The organism is Flavobacterium koreense (genome assembly GCF_054776075.1).
In genome coordinates, this window is sequence record NZ_BAAHCF010000003.1 from 50,580 (window position 1) to 69,318 (window position 18,739).

The 18,739-nt window shown below is 28.4% G+C and carries 16 protein-coding genes; 1 reads left to right on the plus strand and 15 read right to left on the minus strand.

Features of this window, described 5'->3' with window-relative positions; genetic code table 11:
• Positions 1-3 precede the first annotated feature (3 nt).
• Positions 4-1,119: a lipoprotein N-acyltransferase Lnb domain-containing protein gene (locus ACYU7A_RS02735; protein ID WP_460574077.1), complete on the plus strand. Its 1,116-nt coding sequence runs from the start codon at positions 4-6 to the stop codon at positions 1,117-1,119.
• A gap of 5 nt (positions 1,120-1,124) precedes the next feature.
• On the opposite strand, the gene ACYU7A_RS02740 is transcribed toward ACYU7A_RS02735, so the two are convergent.
• Genes ACYU7A_RS02740 through neuC form a run of 15 tightly spaced genes read right to left on the minus strand, consistent with a single transcriptional unit; the run spans position 1,125 to position 18,570 of the window.
• Positions 1,125-2,519: a sugar transferase gene (locus ACYU7A_RS02740; protein WP_460574078.1), complete on the minus strand. Its 1,395-nt coding sequence runs from the start codon at positions 2,517-2,519 to the stop codon at positions 1,125-1,127.
• Positions 2,520-2,572: 53 nt separating this feature from the next.
• Positions 2,573-3,586 carry a glycosyltransferase family 4 protein gene (locus ACYU7A_RS02745; RefSeq protein ID WP_460574079.1) on the minus strand — a complete coding sequence of 338 codons (1,014 nt, stop codon included), beginning with the start codon at positions 3,584-3,586 and terminating at the stop codon, positions 2,573-2,575.
• Positions 3,555-4,904, minus strand: coding sequence for an O-antigen ligase family protein (locus tag ACYU7A_RS02750; RefSeq protein WP_460574080.1), 1,350 nt, complete (start codon positions 4,902-4,904; stop codon positions 3,555-3,557). Before ACYU7A_RS02750 ends, ACYU7A_RS02745 begins: the two co-directional genes overlap by 32 nt.
• The gene (locus ACYU7A_RS02755) at positions 4,904-5,977 is read right to left on the minus strand and encodes a glycosyltransferase (RefSeq protein ID WP_460574081.1); all 1,074 of its coding nucleotides are present in this window, start codon (positions 5,975-5,977) and stop codon (positions 4,904-4,906) included. The genes ACYU7A_RS02750 and ACYU7A_RS02755 overlap by 1 nt, the downstream gene beginning before the upstream one ends.
• Positions 5,974-7,014 carry an exostosin domain-containing protein gene (locus ACYU7A_RS02760; RefSeq protein WP_460574082.1) on the minus strand — a complete coding sequence of 347 codons (1,041 nt, stop codon included), beginning with the start codon at positions 7,012-7,014 and terminating at the stop codon, positions 5,974-5,976. The genes ACYU7A_RS02755 and ACYU7A_RS02760 overlap by 4 nt, the downstream gene beginning before the upstream one ends.
• Complete coding sequence (locus ACYU7A_RS02765; protein WP_460574083.1) at positions 7,014-8,135, minus strand: glycosyltransferase; 1,122 nt, start codon at positions 8,133-8,135, stop codon at positions 7,014-7,016. Before ACYU7A_RS02765 ends, ACYU7A_RS02760 begins: the two co-directional genes overlap by 1 nt.
• The gene (locus ACYU7A_RS02770; protein WP_460574084.1) at positions 8,132-9,148 is read right to left on the minus strand and encodes a glycosyltransferase family 2 protein; all 1,017 of its coding nucleotides are present in this window, start codon (positions 9,146-9,148) and stop codon (positions 8,132-8,134) included. Before ACYU7A_RS02770 ends, ACYU7A_RS02765 begins: the two co-directional genes overlap by 4 nt.
• A gap of 5 nt (positions 9,149-9,153) precedes the next feature.
• Entirely contained in the window at positions 9,154-9,897 is a 744-nt protein-coding gene (locus ACYU7A_RS02775) for a class I SAM-dependent methyltransferase (RefSeq protein WP_460574085.1), read from the minus strand.
• 4 nt (positions 9,898-9,901) lie between these two features.
• The gene (locus ACYU7A_RS02780; protein WP_460574086.1) at positions 9,902-10,975 is read right to left on the minus strand and encodes a lipid II:glycine glycyltransferase FemX; all 1,074 of its coding nucleotides are present in this window, start codon (positions 10,973-10,975) and stop codon (positions 9,902-9,904) included.
• The gene (locus ACYU7A_RS02785) at positions 10,975-12,591 is read right to left on the minus strand and encodes a hypothetical protein (RefSeq protein WP_460574087.1); all 1,617 of its coding nucleotides are present in this window, start codon (positions 12,589-12,591) and stop codon (positions 10,975-10,977) included. Before ACYU7A_RS02785 ends, ACYU7A_RS02780 begins: the two co-directional genes overlap by 1 nt.
• A complete protein-coding gene (locus ACYU7A_RS02790) occupies positions 12,591-13,742 on the minus strand; it encodes a glycosyltransferase family 4 protein (protein ID WP_460574088.1) in 1,152 nt (383 codons plus the stop codon). Before ACYU7A_RS02790 ends, ACYU7A_RS02785 begins: the two co-directional genes overlap by 1 nt.
• On the minus strand, positions 13,739-15,133 hold the full coding sequence (locus ACYU7A_RS02795) for a UDP-glycosyltransferase (RefSeq protein WP_460574089.1): 1,395 nt from the start codon (positions 15,131-15,133) through the stop codon (positions 13,739-13,741). Before ACYU7A_RS02795 ends, ACYU7A_RS02790 begins: the two co-directional genes overlap by 4 nt.
• Entirely contained in the window at positions 15,123-16,010 is an 888-nt protein-coding gene (locus tag ACYU7A_RS02800; RefSeq protein WP_460574090.1) for a hypothetical protein, read from the minus strand. Before ACYU7A_RS02800 ends, ACYU7A_RS02795 begins: the two co-directional genes overlap by 11 nt.
• Entirely contained in the window at positions 16,010-17,446 is a 1,437-nt protein-coding gene (locus ACYU7A_RS02805; RefSeq protein WP_460574091.1) for an MBOAT family O-acyltransferase, read from the minus strand. Before ACYU7A_RS02805 ends, ACYU7A_RS02800 begins: the two co-directional genes overlap by 1 nt.
• Positions 17,446-18,570, minus strand: coding sequence for a UDP-N-acetylglucosamine 2-epimerase (gene neuC / locus ACYU7A_RS02810; protein ID WP_460574092.1), 1,125 nt, complete (start codon positions 18,568-18,570; stop codon positions 17,446-17,448). Before neuC ends, ACYU7A_RS02805 begins: the two co-directional genes overlap by 1 nt.
• Between the last annotated feature and the right edge of the window lie 169 nt (positions 18,571-18,739).

Here is an 18,739-nt window from a genome sequence, read left to right on the forward strand (position 1 = left end):
GTTATGATTAAAAAATTACTTCTTCTACTTATCTTATTTTTTCAAACCATTGGTTTTTCTCAAAATCCAGCGCTATCAGAAAATGCTTCTGTAAGTATTTTTACTTGTGGAAGAGGAAATGAACTTTACTCCACTTTTGGTCATACAGCCATACGAATAAAAGATTCCATAAATAACTTAGATGTAGTTTATAACTATGGTGCTTTCGATTTTAGAACTGAAAATTTTTATCTAAAATTTGTAAAAGGTGACTTACAATATTTTATAAATGCAACTTCTTATGAAGACTTCATTTTTGAATATCAAAGTGATAATCGCGAAGTTATCGAACAGACTTTATCATTTCCATTAATAAAAAAACAAGAACTATTTGAACTTTTAAATGCTTCTCTTTATTCTGAAGAAAGAAATTATACCTACAAATTTATAGATCGTAATTGCACCACAATGGTTGTGGATAAAATTAATGCCATTGTAGGTCAAAAATTAATCGAAAAAGTGGATGATAAATCCATTTCATATAGAGAATTACTTTATCCTTATTTTGATAATCACTTTTATTATAAATTGGGTATAAACATAATTTTCGGAGCAAAAACAGATGCAAAAGCTGAAAAACTATTTCTTCCTATTGAGCTGTTAAATAGTTTAGACAAAGCCAAAATTGACAATAGACCTTTGGTAGCAAAAAAAGAAACCTTAATTAAAGGAGCTGAGCTTACTTCTTCCTTTTCTTTTATAAATAGTATCTATTTCATAGCTCTTATTCTACTAGTAATAGCTTTAATCAATAATAAGTATGTTTCATTGTCCTATCTATTCCTATCAGGATTATTAGGGGTTTTTCTTTGCCTAGTAGGATTATACTCAGAACACAAAGAAGTTTTGTGGAATTATAATGCTTTGCTGTTTAATCCAATATATATAATCTTAGGATTTTTGGGAAGCACTTGGTTTAGAAAAATGGCTAATGTATGTTTTGCAATGACCTTAGTTTATATAGCAATTATGATTGGTAAACCACATTTACCATTAATGATTCCATTTATTTTAGCCAACAATTATATTTTGTTGAAATTACTAAAACGAAATAAAAAATTAGAGCCTAAAAGCATTTAAGAAACTTATTGTCCTCTATAAAACAATACCGTACTAAACGTTTTGATAATAATATTGATATCAAGAAAAATACTTCTGTGCTTGATGTAATATAAATCATATTGTAGCTTCACCAAACTATCTTCAATAGAATCACCATAAGCATAATTTACTTGTGCCCAACCTGTTAATCCTGGCTTTACAACATGCCTAGTTTCGTAGAATGGCATCATTTCTGCGATTTCATTAACAAAGATAGGACGTTCTGGTCTTGGTCCTATAATTGCCATATCACCTTTTAGTATATTTATAAATTGAGGGAATTCATCTAATCTAGTTTTACGCATAAACTTACCAAAAGGTGTAATTCTACTATCGTTGGCGGTTGTAAATACAGCTCCATTTGCCTCAGCATTTTTCACCATAGTTCTGTATTTAAAAATTTTAAATACTTCGCCATTTTTACCAACACGCTCTTGTGTGTAAAATAAGCCACCTCTATTTCCAATGAGATTACCAATTAAAATTATTGGAAAAAACAACAACCCAATAGACAACCCAATTACAGAAAAAATTACTTCAATCAATCTAGATACCAATAAATACAAATGATTTTGATTACTTCTACTAAATGGAAAATATCTGTAAAAATCTCGTGAGACATACTGCACAGGAATTCGTTGTGTAATAGCCTCATATACTTGTGTATACTCTCTAATTATAAAACCATTTTCTAATAAATGAATTAGTTGATTATATAAACTAACAGTTATTCCTTCTGTTTTTTGAGAGGCAATAACTATTTCAGAAATAGAGTTATTTCTAACAAAATTTTCTAAATCATTGGGATGAATATTCTTTATTGATTTGTATTTAAAATTAAAAGAATCTTCTCCATCAGAATTAACAAATGCTATTATTTTATAATGTGGATCAGCATTTTCAAGACCAGTAACAAGTTCTTGCAATTGCTCCTTATCACAAACCAAAATGGCTTTTTTTACAAATCGATGGGATGCTAAAAATTTTACATAAAAAATTCTCCAAGCTAATAAGGAGCCGAAAATAGCTACAAAAAATATAATAATTTGCAATCTATTAGAAGGTAAAACCGGTGTATAAATTGGAGTTAAAAGATAAATTAATACTGTTGTAGAAGAAGCAAGTATTATACTTTTTATAATTTGAAATTGATTACTTGCAACCTGCAAATTGTACATTTCAAAAACAGATCCAAAAATATTAACATAGATAGCTAATACAATTGCCCAATAATAATTTGTAGTAGAAAAAGTAAAATATTTAAAATCAAAAATAGAACTTATAACATACAATGATAGTAATACAAAGATTACATCAAAAATCTTCAGAAGAACCTTTCGTTCTGATACCTCAAAATGTATTTTCTTATTGCTTTTCATTAGTACGTTTACAACTGTGACGCAAGTTAGTAAAATCTATACAAACTTAAACACTATTTCAATATTTCAAACCATTTTTGCTTTATTACATTCCAATCAAAGGATTCTACTGTATTTCTTGCATTTGTAGTAATTTTTTCTCTTAAAATTTCATTATTGAAAATTTCAAGAATTGCATTAGTCATTCCTTCGGTATCATTGTCTGTAATTAATAGTCCATTTTCTTTATCAGATATTAGAAATGGAATTCCTCCAACATTGGTTGAAACGACAGGCAAACCTAAAGCCATTGCTTCAATAACACTTATTGGAGTATTGTCGAAATGAGTAGTATTTATGAAAACATTAAAATCTTTTGATAAAATAACCCATTCTTCTTTTGATAATTTTCCTGTAAAAGTTACAGGAACATTAAGTTTATTAGCTAATTCTTTACAACCATTAATGAGATTTTCTTTATCTGGTCCAACCATGCAAAGAGTAACATTCGGAAACTCATTTTTTAAATCTGCAGCCACTTGAATTGCCATTTTTGGATTATAAATTTTAGAAAAAGACCTTACCCATAAAATTTTTGGCACATCAAAATCCCTGACAAAATACTCATATTTTTTAAGTTCGATTGTATTAGGTATGTAAATTAAGTTTTTTGAATATTTATCCTTAAAAGCATCCAATAAGTAAAGTGACGGAGCTGTTACTTTATAGGCATTATTAAATATTAAATCACATAAAAAAGGACTCTTTTTTAATCTATTAGGCAAATCACCGCCATGCAATTTGGCAATATATTTTAAATTTAAAACTCTGCACAGTTGACTTACAAAGAATGCAAACCAAAAATTTTGTGTACTATAAGTATCAATTAGCACATAATCCACTTTAGAAGAAACTCTTATGGTTGTTATCAGCATATCCAACAAACGAAAGATTTTATTTTTCTTGGAGGAAGCATAATAAACCTTAAAACCTTCGTCCTCAAGAAAACCGCCTAAAGTTTCAATTGAAGTAGCTGTATTTCCGTGTTTGGAAAGTTTATTCCCTATGTAAAGAAATTTCTTCTTCATTAAAATAGACTTTTAAAAGTGATAATGCATAAATAAATGAGGGTGCCGCCGTTCGCATTGCCGCATGATTTATTGTTAGAAGCCAAAAGGTAAGAAAACAAAAAAGAAAAATATTTTGTTTATTATCTAAATATAAAATGACTGGTGTGAAAAAAAGAATTAACAAAATGAGTATTCCAACCGAACCATGCTCACCAATAAGCCTTGTTATTTCATTGTGGGAAGCAATAATATCACCAGTTTGTTCAAGTCGATATTCGGTTCCTTTTGCTACTCCAATTCCAAAAAAAGGATGTGATAAAAACGCTTCAATTTCTGATGCTGCTACATCTTCTCTACCCGAAAATTTACTTACTTTTTCCCTACCTAAAGCATCTTTATTTTGATATCGTTTACTCAACAATCCATCGGTTCTAATCTCAGTATAAGCAAGCATCACAACCATCACAATTATAGAAACAATAAAAAGATAAATCAATTTTAACTGAACCGCTTTTTTACTATTGATGTAAATAAAAAAAAGTAGTATGACTAACATGGCAAGCCCAGTTATCATTCCACCTCTAGAAAATGTGATTAGTCCTCTAAAACACATTACAAAGGTAATGGCAAGATTTAAAAAAAATATAAGTTTTGATCTTGATGCAAGTATTAATCTTGAAAAGAAGATAAAAAATCCCAAACCCAAAATTGTAGAAACTTGATTAGGACCAAAATTACCCGATGTTGCAACGTTAGAACTCGTTCCTGTTAATGCAACACTCAAATCGGGAGTAAAAAAAGTTAGATAAGACGCACAAGCTATTATTGGCAAGCCCATGACAAGTAGAATATTATTAATTTCTTCAATTCGTATCTTTCTGTTGTAACAATAAAGAGCAGCAAATCCTAAACAAACAGGTCCAGAAATATTAAAAGCAATTGTTTTCCTGATATCTACGGTTGTCAAATTTAATGTTTGAGTTGCAATAATAACTCCTGGAATAAGTAAAAAAAGATATATCCAATAAGGGATTGCATTTTTAGAAAAACCGCTATAAATCATTCCAATAGAAAGAAAAATAATTACGCTATACTTTGAAAACTCATGGTTCGGATTTCCATCGGTCATCCTCAGAAATACTTCGCTACCAACAATATAGGCCGAAGCATAGAGTACTTCATTATTTCTATTTTTAGTTTTTATTATAAAATAAATACAAACAAAAAAAATGAGAACTCCATACAATTTAGACAAAATTGGTGCAAGGTAGATTACAAATCCAAGTACAGCATGAATTAAAATCAATAAGATATAATTTTTATCCTTGTTTTGCATTATTTTTTATTTATCCAATTCATGAAATTTTCAACAACACTATTTTCAGAATGATTCTTCATTACAAAAGTATACAAACCTTCTGCAATTGCGGCTCTTTTTATCTCATCTTCAATTATCTGAACTAAACGATTGTAAAAACCATCAGCATCATAATTTTCAACTATAAAACCCGATTCATCATTTTTAATAATAAATGGAATCTCTCCAACTTTAGTTGAAATTACTGGTTTTCTGTTCATACCATATTCAAGTAATGCAACTGGCAAACCTTCTGATTGTGATGTCAAAATAGTAATATCAACTTGAGAAATAATATTTTGTGTATCACTTTTAGAACCATAAATGAAAACATTATTTTCTAACATATTTTCAGCAATTGCCTTTTTTACTTTTCTAGAATATTCGTCTTCAAAATCTTTTCCTACCAAATGAAAAGTCCATTCGGGATGTGAATTTTTCAACTTTATAGCAACATCAATTAATAAAAAATGATTCTTTTGAAATCTTAAATTTGCTAAACAAAGGATTCTTTTATTTGATGTCCCAAACAAATTTGTTTCTTTTTTATCTTCATCTTGTAATTTGGTAAAGTTAGGAAGATAAATAACATTCTTGCAATTCAATTCTTTTTCTGCCCAGTTTTTTAATTTGTAATTAACAACGATTATTCCAAAATAAAAAAAGGAAGTCAACTTTAAAGCAAAAGATTTTCGAGCATTACTAAATTCACTTAATCCGTTATGATCGTGCCAAATAATTTTGATACTCGGCATAACTAATTTTAATAAAAAAGCTGTAAAAAATGAACTGCTATGCGCTTGAACAAATTCAACTTTATTTGATTTACAAAATTTTTTCAATCGCAAAGTTGCAGCAAAATCAATTTTACTCTTTCTATTAAGAAAAAGATAATTTACATCTTCAGCGATTTGTACTTTTAATGAACCTTCTTTTCTGGTGGCAACTAAACCCGAGAATTCAACTTTTTGAGCTAAAGCATTGGCATAATTAACCGCCATTTTTTCTGCTCCTCCGATATCTAACGAATCAATGATTTGTATTATTCTCATAATTTATTATTTAAAAAAACATCATGGAAATAGGTGAAAAATCCAGAGCGCGTTAAATATTTCTCTCTTAGAAGATAATTGTTTTTTTGCATATCAATAAATTGCTCTTCGCTTAAAGAATTGTGAAAATCAATAATTTTCGTTGTTACTTGAGGCAATTCATTTTCTTTTATGATAAGACAATGTTTCGACCAATCAATAATTTGTTCCAAAGGTAATATACAATCGGTATCAATAAAAATTGGAATTCTACCAAATGCTAGGGTTTCATATAATCTTATTGAGAAATTTCCCCCACCACGCATACAAAAAGTGTATTGAGAATTTTTTATATTATCATAAAATTCTAAAGTAGTTTTTTGCTTCTCTTCTTTTGTTATAGCTCCAGCCCTATATTTATCTCGATAAATAAAATGAGATTCAATATTTTTATTTGAAGTGATTTTCTTCAACCATTTTAATCTTTCAAAGCTAGAATGATAGAATATAAAATAGTCTGAATGGTATTTTTTTATGAATATCTCAAAATTTACCTTCAAATAATTAACATAAGTGGTAATAAATTTTAAAACACCTCCTTTTGCATGACCTACATAACCTACAATAGGATTTTGAGTTTTTGAAAGATAAGCAATAGGTTGATTATTGTATATTGTAGGATACGGATTTCTAAAAAAAGCTGGCATTATTACCGTTGAACGATTTTGAAAACTTTTGAAATCGGACATTCTAAAAACTAATATTTTATCTTCATTCATGGTCAAACCCATATCACCAGGTGCATAAACCCATAAGTGCTTCTTTAATTCTTTTGCTTTAGATTTAAAGTAATTAACTAAATCGATTTTGCCATTCTCTAAACAATAATTTATAGCCAATGGTAATATTAGAACATCAGATTCTTCGGGTGAATCCACCAAACAATAATGTTCTAAAATCTGTGGTGTTTTATCCAAATAAAGTTCAACCAAAAGCGGAAAAAATAGCCTATCCTTTTCTGGAAGCAAAAATTCAGTTTTAGTATAAATTTTTATCATTAATAAACTTGTAATAGTGTTTTAATTTCACTTTCAAAAAAATCGGTTGTATATTTTCGTGACCAAATCATAGCATCTAAAGTCATTTTTAAATACGTTTCTTCATCGTTAGTAATTTGTTCAACTTGAGTAACGTCTTGATTCAAATTCATTTCCAACAATATGCCACGTTCACCATTATTTAACATAGAAGGCAAACAAGATACTTTTGATGCAATTGGCAAGCAACCCCAAAACATAGCTTCTGCAATGACTTTAGGCCAACCTTCGCTTTTTGATGGTAAAATTACAAAATGACTTTTACAATAAACCATTTTAATAGTTTCTAAACTTTGATTACCTCTCAAAAAAACAATCTCTTCTAATTTATTTTCTTTAATATAGAGTTCTAATTTTGTTCTTTCTATTCCTTCTCCAAAAATTTCTAATGTACATTCTTTATTATTTTCTATCAACTTTTGAACCAAATTTATAGCATAAATCGGCTGTTTTCCTGATGATAACGTTCCAACAAAAAGAAATTTTAAAGGTGCAGTTAAGTGTCTTAACGCAACTGCTTGTTTTTGATTTTCAGAATAGGTAGCGGTAAAAAAAGGCCTTATGTTTTTTGTTTGATTCTCCCATTCGCCGTAAACTAAAACTTGCATATTTTTAGTAAAAAAAGTGGAACTTAAAATCCATTTTTGAAATCGGTAACTTAATGGTTGTTTTGATTTTGAATCCCAATTTCCAGCATACTTAGCAGTTTTTTGTTTTTTTGGAAAGAATAGCTGAACGATACAACCTAATAATCCGATATTTCCTGGACATCTTAAATGAATATGATCCGCATTTTTCATTGCTTTATAAATGAAAATGCAATTTTTAATAACCGTAATAATAGCTTTTAATTTCGCAGAAAAAGTAAGTGCATCAAATTTTTTAACTTCAACAAATTCAATTGATGCATGATTATAAGCTTGATGAATTGGTGATAATGAAAAGTTTTCTATTGGAGCGACAATTACAACTTCATCAACATTTTTAAGCCAAATATTCATCTCATTGATATACGGTGAGTAGCCATAAAATTTTTGGTTTACTTCTGTATGAACTACATGTGTTATGATACAAAACTTCATTCTTTTCTAATTTTTGGCTTATTAAAAATTAAGCTAAACCAACCAACAGTTCTGCCTAAACTTTCAGTAAAAGCCTCTTTTCTATCGTTTGTGGTAAATGTATTGCTAAATCGAATTATTGTCAATAAAAAAACTATTAAATTCCATTTGAATCTGGCTTTCAAACTAGGATTTGGATATTTAACTCTCCAAACATACCAGCCATTTCTTATCACCATTTTTCCGTAAGAAAATTTATTTGGTCTTCCTGAACCATCGTGATAATGCGCTAACCTTGCAGCCGTATTCAAATATAACTTACCAATATTGGATAAACGAAGCGTAAAATCGGCATCTTCATACAATCCGTAACCTTCAAAATAATCTGAAAATTTAATACGTTCAAGAATTGATTTTTTATAAGAAGCTACTCCGCCCATAAATTGCTCCACTTCATATATTTTATTGGATGGCGGTAAAAAACCAACACTTCTACCATTGGAAAATTCTGGCAAAAAGCATGGTGGTAAATTAGTGTCTAAGCCTAGTTTTTTTCTTATAACAAAGCGACTTCCATCTTTACGTTTCCATCCATCAAAAAAATACTCTTTTATACTAGGAACATAATCTAAAGTAACTTTTTGCCAAACACTTTCGTTGGTAATATATCCGCCAACACCAAGAGCTTCAGGAAAATTGGAATAGGTACCGATTAAATTTTCAAAATACTCTTTTTCTAAAATGGTATCATCATCAAGAAAACAAACAATGTCAATGTAATTTGAAACTTTAGAAATCCCATAATTTCTTTGTCTTGTTAGTCCGCGATGCTCTAAATCAACTAAAAAATAGGATAAATTTTGAAATTTATTTATTTCAATTATTTTTTGAGTCTCATTATTAGTGGAGCCGTCAATAATTAAAATTTCATCTGGATACCAAGTTTGATTTTTCACTGAACTTAGTAAATCTATTAAAGGTTTTGCACGCATGTAGGTACAAACAATTAGACAAAATTTGTAATTATTTGACACTATAATTATGGTTTAGTGGCAATAAAAAATAAATTATTATAACCTGTTTTTCTATTGTATTTTTTTCCTTTTGAAGCATAATATTCCTCTAATGAATGAACTTCGACATCTGTAAAGCCCGCTTTATTCAAATCATTAATCAATCCTTTTCTATTATAATAGTAACCTGGAACTTTAAAACCTTTAAAACCAGTATCTCTGTTTCCCACTTTATCTCCGAACACAAAAGAAAAGAGATTTTTCAACTTAAAATAATAGGTTTTAGCTGGTGTACCAACTTGATTATGCACGGTACCAACTAAAGTTGCTTTAGGTTTTAAAATTTGTAGTGAGTTTTTAAAAATAGTCATTCGATCTTCTTTCAAAGGAACATAAGTAAGCATACTATTTAATATAGTTACTAAATCGAAAGTGTTACTAACTTCATTAAAATCTTTAGCATTACCAACCAAAGTTTCAGTTGTATTTTCAATATTCCAAAGTTTTAAATTTTCCTTACATTTTGCAATCATATTTTCTGAAATATCAGAAGCTAAAATATTAGTTGGAGAAAAAAACTCAGAAACTGCTAAAACTTCTCTTCCTGTACCACAACCAAATATTTTTACTGATTTAACTTTACCTTGACTCGCATACCTTTCTTGAGCTTTTTGAAACATAAACAACTCAAAATCAGCAGCATTTTTAGTTACATCTTGTGTTGAAATAATATTTTCTTTTTCCCAAAAATCTTTATTATCAATCTTCATAGTATTACTTTTTGAAATATTTAAATAGAACAGAAATAGTTTTTTTATTTTTAACAAAAATAGAATTTAAAATCAAATAAATTTTAAAAAGAAATGGATTCAATATAAAATGATAATGTGGTTCTTGGAAAAATAATGCTTTTGTATTGAATTTTGATTTAAATTCTACAACACCTTTAGAACCACCCATAGAAATATTGTATCCGCTATATCCAAATTGATAAGCTTTTTTTATAATTTCCCAATGAAGAAGGTATCCTATTTTTAAATCGGGTTTTTCTTTTTTTGTCCCACCAGAAATGTAAGTTAGATGATTTCCGCATTTTACAAAGAAAGCACATCCTTTAATTTCATTACCAACTTTTGCGGTCATTAAAAAAGCTCTTCCTTTAGCAACCATTTCGAGTATTGTGTCTTTAAAATCATTAAAAGACCGAACTGCATATCCACCTTCTTTAGCATTTTCTTCAATCAAAGAATAAGCTGAACAACACTCCTTTTCTGAAGATGCAAATTCAACAATTGGATTATTTCTATACGACAAATTAATATTACGCCTTACCTGCGATGAAAATTGTAACAATAATTCATCAGCGCTATTGGTTGTATTAAAATCTACCCAATTTATTCCATAAGAGCTGTAAACGTATTTGAATAAATTACCTTTCTTACCTAAATTATTGATTGATTTGAGAACTTCATGAGAATAAGTTTGTTTTTCTATTAAAGTATCATTGGATAAAGGAAGACTGTATTGGACATAACAACAATTTAATTTGTTAGCCCTGTCTTTGAGTGACGCTATAATTTTATCTAATTCTTTTTCATATCCTAACGATACAATAGGACCATGAGGAACAATATAAAACTTAAAAAACAATGATTTTGCTATGACAGCTCCAAAACCTCCAATAATTTTATCCTTATTTTTCAGAATTAAAATTTCATAATCAAAGCCATATGTAGTATATGATTTAAGCCAATTCGAATACAACAAATGACTTCCTAAATCATTTTCTATCAAATAGTTATCCCATTCGTCAAGCCATTTAACCTCTTTGGTATAAAGTAATTCCATTAATTTACTATTCTATAAATTAAATCATTTTCATTTTTAAATACCACATTTCCTGAAAAATCAATATCTAATTCAATTGCTTCAATTTTATTCCAATAATCAACTAATTCCTTTAATTCAGGATTCCAAATTTGATTATTTTTAATTTTTTCACCCAAATACTCAAAATTTAAGGCTACCGTTGGATCAATAGTTGTTGCATTTAAAAACATTTTTCCTTGATGATAGTCCATTGGGACAGAAAAATAGGTATGAGCAATAAATACTCCTTTCTCATTAACAAAATTATCTATATTTTCTTTACAAAGAGATTTTTTAAAATCAATCATTTCTATTGTTTGAAAAATATAGAAGTCTTTTTTATTAATGGTGTGCTTAAATACTATAGGATTGTATTTTGATAATTTATATGGAGTTCTTTTATTTTTATTCCAAAATAAGAAAATTAAAAATAATGAATACGTAATTTTCATACTATTTTTAATGAATGTAAAAAAATAACTTGGTTTTTTTTGTTTAATAAACTTTTTGAAAATACCTGCTGTATTCTTATATTGTAGAATAGTTTGCTCATTATTTATATAATGAAAAATAGTATTTTTAATCATAAGTTGTAGTAACTTTATGAAAGACAAATCCTTATTTCCTTTCAAGAATTTTGACAACGTAAAATGATTAACATTTAACTGATTCAATACGCCTTTTGTAGCTGTTCCTGAATCGATATAATTCCAAAGAATTGAAATATTTTTTTGTGTTAAATTATTTTCATAAACACTATCCTCAATTTTATTTTTTTTATAAAGTGATAAATTATACGGTTGATAGCCATGATCTATCCAGATTTTAGTGTCTTGAAAAGATGGTTGGAATGAAAAAAAATCTTCAAAACTTTGTTCCTCACTTTTAATCGATTGTGATAAAGAATGATAGCACAATTCATGACCATCATTCCTCCATTTTAATAATTCTTCAGCATTATCTTCATAAGAAGCATTGTCTTTTCTTTTTGAAAAATTATTTAAAAAAAAGCCTTTTGTAATTCTAATTCCTTTTTCTTTAAAAAATGCTCTTTGAATTTGCAAACTTTCAAGTGTATCAAAATCGCAATGATCTGTAAAAATTGCAATAGCAGAAAATGGAATCTTGGAACGACTAAACTCCAAAGGTGAATCAGTATACAATAATGTAGGTATTGCTTTGAAAAGTGATTTTTGGATAGTTGATGAAAGTACCTTTCTATTTTTTTCTCCTTCATAGTTGGTTAATACTTTAGAATTTTCGGGATTAAATTTCCAAAGCAATACATTAGGATTTCTTTTTTCAACTTCCCAAACACCTATAGAAATATTGGCTTGAACAAATTTTTGGTTGCTTAATTTAATTATTTTAGGACTAAAGTCCGTTGCAATTCTATCTCTTTTTAAATCTACCCAATGATAATCAAAGTTTCTAAAAGCTATTATTGCAACAGAAAACTCTATTTTAATAGTGAAAGAATTTAATTCATCTGAAACAAAATCGGAACATTCTATTGTTGTTTTATTGATTTCATTAGTATCAAAATCAATAATCTTTGTTTTCAAACCTTGAACAATTGAAATAGATTGTATCATTATTTAATATTTGTTTTATAATATTCTATTGTTCTTATTGCCAATTTATCAATGTCAAATACTTCTTCAACTCGTTTTCTGGCATTGGCTCCAATTTGATAACAAAGTGCTTCATCGGCTAAAAGCAAATTAATCTTTTGTGCATAAAGTTGGTGATTTTTTGGATGAACCAGAAAGCCACTTTCGCCATCAATTATGAGCTCTTTTGACCATCCAAAATTACTATTTACAACAGGCTTATTCATCGCCATAGCTTCAATTGTCACCATTCCTTGTGTTTCCGCAAATGTTGGAAATATACAAACTTGGGCTTTTTCTATATACGATTGAACTTCCTGGTAAGGAATTTTACCTAAATAACTTACATTATTTAAAATGCCTAAATTTTCAAATTTCTCTTTTATCTTATGCCAAGTTGAATTTGATTTTGTTAGAATATCATGAGAATCATTCCCAATTAGGACTAATTTCGAGTCAGGATGTTCCTTTAAAACTTGGCTAAAAATTTCAGGCAATTCAAAAACACCTTTTTTACGAATTATTGTTCCGATATATAAAACAACACCTTTTTCAAATTGGTTAGGAAATTGATTATGAAATTTATTTACTTCAATTCCATTAGGAATAGTCGTAATTTTTTTAGAGTCGATTTTAAATAGCTCACTTGTAACTTTAGCTGCAAAATCAGTCGGCGCAATATAACCATCGGCTTGTTGTAGTGCTATTTTTTCAAACCAATAATTCTTAACTTTTTGTTTTCTTCCTTCAAGATGGCAAAAATAGGCATCACTTCCATGTAACTTTAGTATTAACGGAATATTAAATTTCATAAAAGCGGTAATTCCAGTCCAATCTGGAGCTTCAATTAGAGAAATATTTTCTTTTTTTATAATAGAGTTAATATAATTCTGAAGGTATTTACTATAAAAAAACCACTTTCCTATCTTGTAATTTATTGCTTTTATTATGTGAATTGTTATGCCTTCTTGCGCTTCAACAATCTGATTTTCTTGCCCATAAACAAACACTGTAACTTTACATCCGTTTTTCACTAATGAATGTGCCAAGTTTTTAATACTAGTTCCTATTCCTGCAGCATTAAGTGCTTTAGAATGTGGGTATTCTGGAGTTAAAAAAGCTACATGTATCATTTTACAATCGATTTAATAGCTTCCCAAATTCTCTCAGAGGATTTATTGGCTGGTTGTGCAACTATTTTGGAAAACCATAATTGTGCATTTTCTATGGTCTCATTGTTGGTACTAAGATTTTCTAAAATCAGATTTTTTATTGATTCTGGACGATCAATCCAAACAACAGCCTGTTTTGATGGCATGGAACGAAAATGAATGTAGTTATAAATTTTTTTTACCGACCAATCTTGAATTACTTTATTTTTTACGTCATAATTAATATACATACAAGATTTGTTCTGCGTTACGTAATCAAAAACCATTGATGAACCTAGATTAATAACAAATTCTGTATGATGTATGGTATTTAGTTGTAAATCTAAATCTTCATTTGTTGGCAAAATAGTATTCCATCCATCACCAATTCTTTTCCATAGAGGAGCAATTGGAAAAATACAATTATCAAACTTTTTAAGAGTTGCATCAAATCTAGTAGAAAAATCCACCGGACACCTTCTAAAAATAATTCCTAAATTGTATCCTTCATCATTTAATTGTGAAACAGCAGTTGCCACATCATTGAGATATTCTGGATCGTCTGGGCAAGTGGTAACATCATCACCAGAATAACAAATATATTTTTTGGTACTATCTAAATTATACTTCTCAAAAAAAGATTCCTTTGACATTAAACGAGAAGTATCATAATGTGTTTCAAATTGTGGTGTTCCAGTTACAAAAACACGCTCATTTTCAATATACGGATAGTAATACAACAATTCCGATTTCATGTATTCACTCCATACAAAATAATAATCTGTTTCAACGACCATAGTTGCTTTTGGCAGATTATCCCAAGAAAAAATAAATGTTGCTGTTGGAATTCCTAAATCTTGAGCAGCAACTATTGGAGCTATTGCCGATGAAGATCTTTGATTGGTACAAAAAACTAAAGCTGGACTTTCTTTTTTTAGTGTAGCTAAACTTTCCTTGTAAAAAAGTGTCTTCCTTTCACTGGAAATTATCTTATTTCTTACTATTTTCAAACCATTTTCAGAAGAATAAACTTTAGTTAACAATCTAGTTGTTGAACTTTTAATGGCGCTTTTGATGTTTTTATATGAAAACGGAAATCGATAAGTGTTGTAAACTAAATCAGATGATTTTTTGATGTTCAAATTTAATTCAATTTGCTTTCTTGCATTTTTGAAAACATCGGTTAAAGGATTATTTTTTGAATTTGTAATTTTGATTTCACTAAATCCCAAGTCAGATAATTCAAAAGGTGTATTATTCCAAAAAACAACATCAAATTCATTAGAAATACCCAATTTATAAAAATCGGAATAAGCGAAATTTCTTAGCCCAATTCCGTCTGGCAATAAGATAAATATTTTGTTATTTTTCATTTTTTATACAATCATCAATTATCATTTGAGTAAACAATTTTGCTCCATCTTCATTTAAATGACCACAATTTATAAAATATTTATTATCTAAAATTGATTTTGAATAATCTTTAAGTTCAGGTATTTTATGTTTTAACTGCTCTACATAATTTGATTCGACAACCTGACTGCAAAAAGGTGAACAATAAAAAACAACATCAATTTTTCGTTGAGAACATATTTTTTTAATACTATCAAAAACTTTATTGCTATTTGAAATTTTTGCAGGTAATTCATATTTAGCATTATCAAAAGTACCATTTCGCGCATCGAAACCATCTTCAAAATTATAATTGGCTTTGTTTTTAACTAAAGTAGAGAAAAAATCTCTAAAACCAATTTTGTAATCGTTGGATGCAAATCTGAAAAAAGGGATATAATAATTTACAAAATAATTTGGATTATTCAATTTATTATGAGAATTCACAACTTTATTAGTTCGAAGGTAAGGAAGTGATTCTGAACTAACATTTACAGAAGGTGATTCATTATTAAAAGTATAATCAATTTGAATAAAAATCTTGTCGAAGGTAACGTTATTTTCAAGCAATAACTTTAAAACTAAATAAATATCATCAAGTTTTGAACCTTGCATGCCCAAATTTATTGCTGTTTTAGAAGTTTGTTGTTCTACTAATTTTGTAACTATATGATTTTCTACTCTAGAAGAACCTAAAAAAACATAGTCAATTTTTTTATCTTTTAACTTTAAAACATACTGCGTTTTATTTCTGGGTGCCGCTTTTTCGTATACGTAAGTATAAACCGCATCTGAAACAACCATTATTACAATGATTACTAGAAAAATTTTAGCTATATAAAATATGAATTTTTTCATTAAAACTGAAAATATATAAAACTACTAACATTTGAATAAACACCTAATAACACTATTGAAACTAAAATAAGCATTAACCTTACAGTTTTGAATCTGCCAAAAAACGGATGCTCTTTTTCACGTGAAATCCATTCGAAAACGATAAAAAAACCTAATAGAACCAATAATTCAATGGCATATCTATCGATAGATAAATATTGTATTTTACCTTCAAAATTAAATCGGAATATATTTTTAATATAACCAAATGCATCTGCAACTGATTTTGATCTAAAAAATATCCAAGCAAAAACTGTTAGCGAAAATGTTACTAAAATACTGAAAAACTCTTTTATAGAAGGCAAATATTTTCCTTTAGCAACAATATCGATATGGTTTCTATTCTTGTTGGTTATTAATAAAGGTAAAAAATAAAATGCGTTTAAAGCTCCCCAAATTATGAATGTCCAATTTGCGCCGTGCCAAAAACCACTTACAAGAAAAATGATAAACGTGTTTATAATTTTACTTTTTATGCCACCGTGGCTTCCTCCTAACGGAATGTACAGATAATCTTTAAACCATGAAGATAAAGAGATGTGCCAACGGCGCCAAAATTCGGCAATATCTCTAGAAAAGTAGGGAAAATTAAAATTCCTTAATAAATCTATTCCAAATAATTTTGAGGTTCCTAAAGCAATATCAGAGTAACCACTAAAGTCTCCATAAATCTGGAAAGCAAAATAAATTGCTCCAAGAATTAAGGTTAGTGCATTCATCTCTTCATAATTATCAAAAATTTCATTAGCATAGACTGCACAACTATCTGCGATTACAACCTTTTTAAACAATCCCCAAATTATTTGATGCAAACCATCTTTAGCCTTTTCAAAATCGAAATTTCTTTTTCTTTTAATTTGAGGTAATAAATGCGTTGCTCTTTCAATTGGACCAGCAACTAATAATGGGAAATAACTAACAAAAAGAGAGTAAGTTACGATGTTTTTTTCGGGAACTATTCTGTTTTTGTAAATATCAATTACATAAGATAAACCGTGAAAAGTATAGAATGAAATTCCTACTGGCAAAATGATATTTAGTGTCCAAAGATTTACTTCAACACCTACTTTTAATAAAGCTTCTGCAAATGATTCTGCAAAAAAATTATAATATTTAAATACTCCTAAAAAACCTAAATTGATACTAATGCTTAACCAAAACCAAAACTTTTTAAGATTTTGATTAGTAGATTCATGCATCTTGATTCCTGTGTAATAATCTAACGCTGTTGAAAAAACTAATAAAAACAGAAATCTCCAATCCCAACAAGCGTAGAAATAATAGCTCACCGCAAGTAAAAAGACATTCTGTAACAAAAAACTTTTCTTGTTAAGTAACCAATAGATTATAAAAACTACAGGTAAAAAAGCTAAATATTGGAGGGAATTAAATAGCATTATAAATCTCTAAATTGTTTTTGATGATTTACTGACCAAATGGCGCCATTCTTCAAGAAATCAAGAAATAATGCCGCACTATTTCCATTTCCAAAATCGTTATTTGTAGGTTGCACATGGTGTGTATCTATATTTTTTAGTGCCTCTGATATACTTTTTTCATCATAACCGACATTGATAATATCGGCATGAATAGCTCTGTTTTGTTGACGAGTTCCAATATTTATTATTGGAATTCCATAATAAGGAGCTTCTCTAATTCCGGCGCTACTATTTCCTATTATGAATTGGCTATTTTTTAATAAACTTAAAAAATATTCAAATCGTAAAGAAGGAAAAACTCTAAATCGGCTATTATCTTTAAATTTTTGATATTCATTAATTATAAATTGACTTCCTAAATCATTGTTTGGAAAAATTACAATATAATTGTGATTATCAGAAAGAAGACTGTTTACAAAATTTTGTGCATAAGCTTGCATTTCATTTGCTTCGGTTGTGACAGGATGAAACATAACAATACCGAAATTATCAAACTGAATTTCATAGTATTCTTTTACAACTTCAATATTTGGCAAATCTTCAGAAAACATGATATCTATATCGGGTGAACCTATTGTAAATATAGAATCTTGAATTTCACCCATTTGCAACAATCTTTTGGCAGCATCTTCATTGGACACAAAATGGATGTGACTTAGTTTACTAACACTATGGCGAATTAATTCATCGACAGTGCCCGAAAGTTCTCCACCTTCTATATGAGCCACTAAAATATTATTTAATGAACCTACAATAGCACCTGCTAAAGTTTCTACTCTATCACCATGAACAATAATTAAATCTGGCTTGACTTCTTTACAATAACTTGATAAACCTTCAATGGTTTTAGCCAAAGTTAAATCCATTGTGGTCTCATGGGTATGATTTTCGAAAGTATGTAGGTTTTTAAAATTACATCGTTCTATTTCAATCAATGTGTAACCGTACTCCTTTTGCAAATGCATGCCTGTAACAAAAACAAAGACTTCAAAATTAGATTGTACATCCAAAATTGAAATTAATGATTTTATTTTTCCAAAATCGGCACGTGTTCCTGAAAGAAATACTATTTTTTTAAGCATTAGAATAGAAAGCATATTTAACTCCAAAATTAACAAATAAAAAAGAACTACAATAAAAAAAGCTCCAAATTGGAGCTTTTCATTCTTTTCTAACTAATTATTAATTAAATATAATTTTTTTAGAGTCTATACTTTTACCATTTTAACATTAAAAAAAGTATTTTTTTTT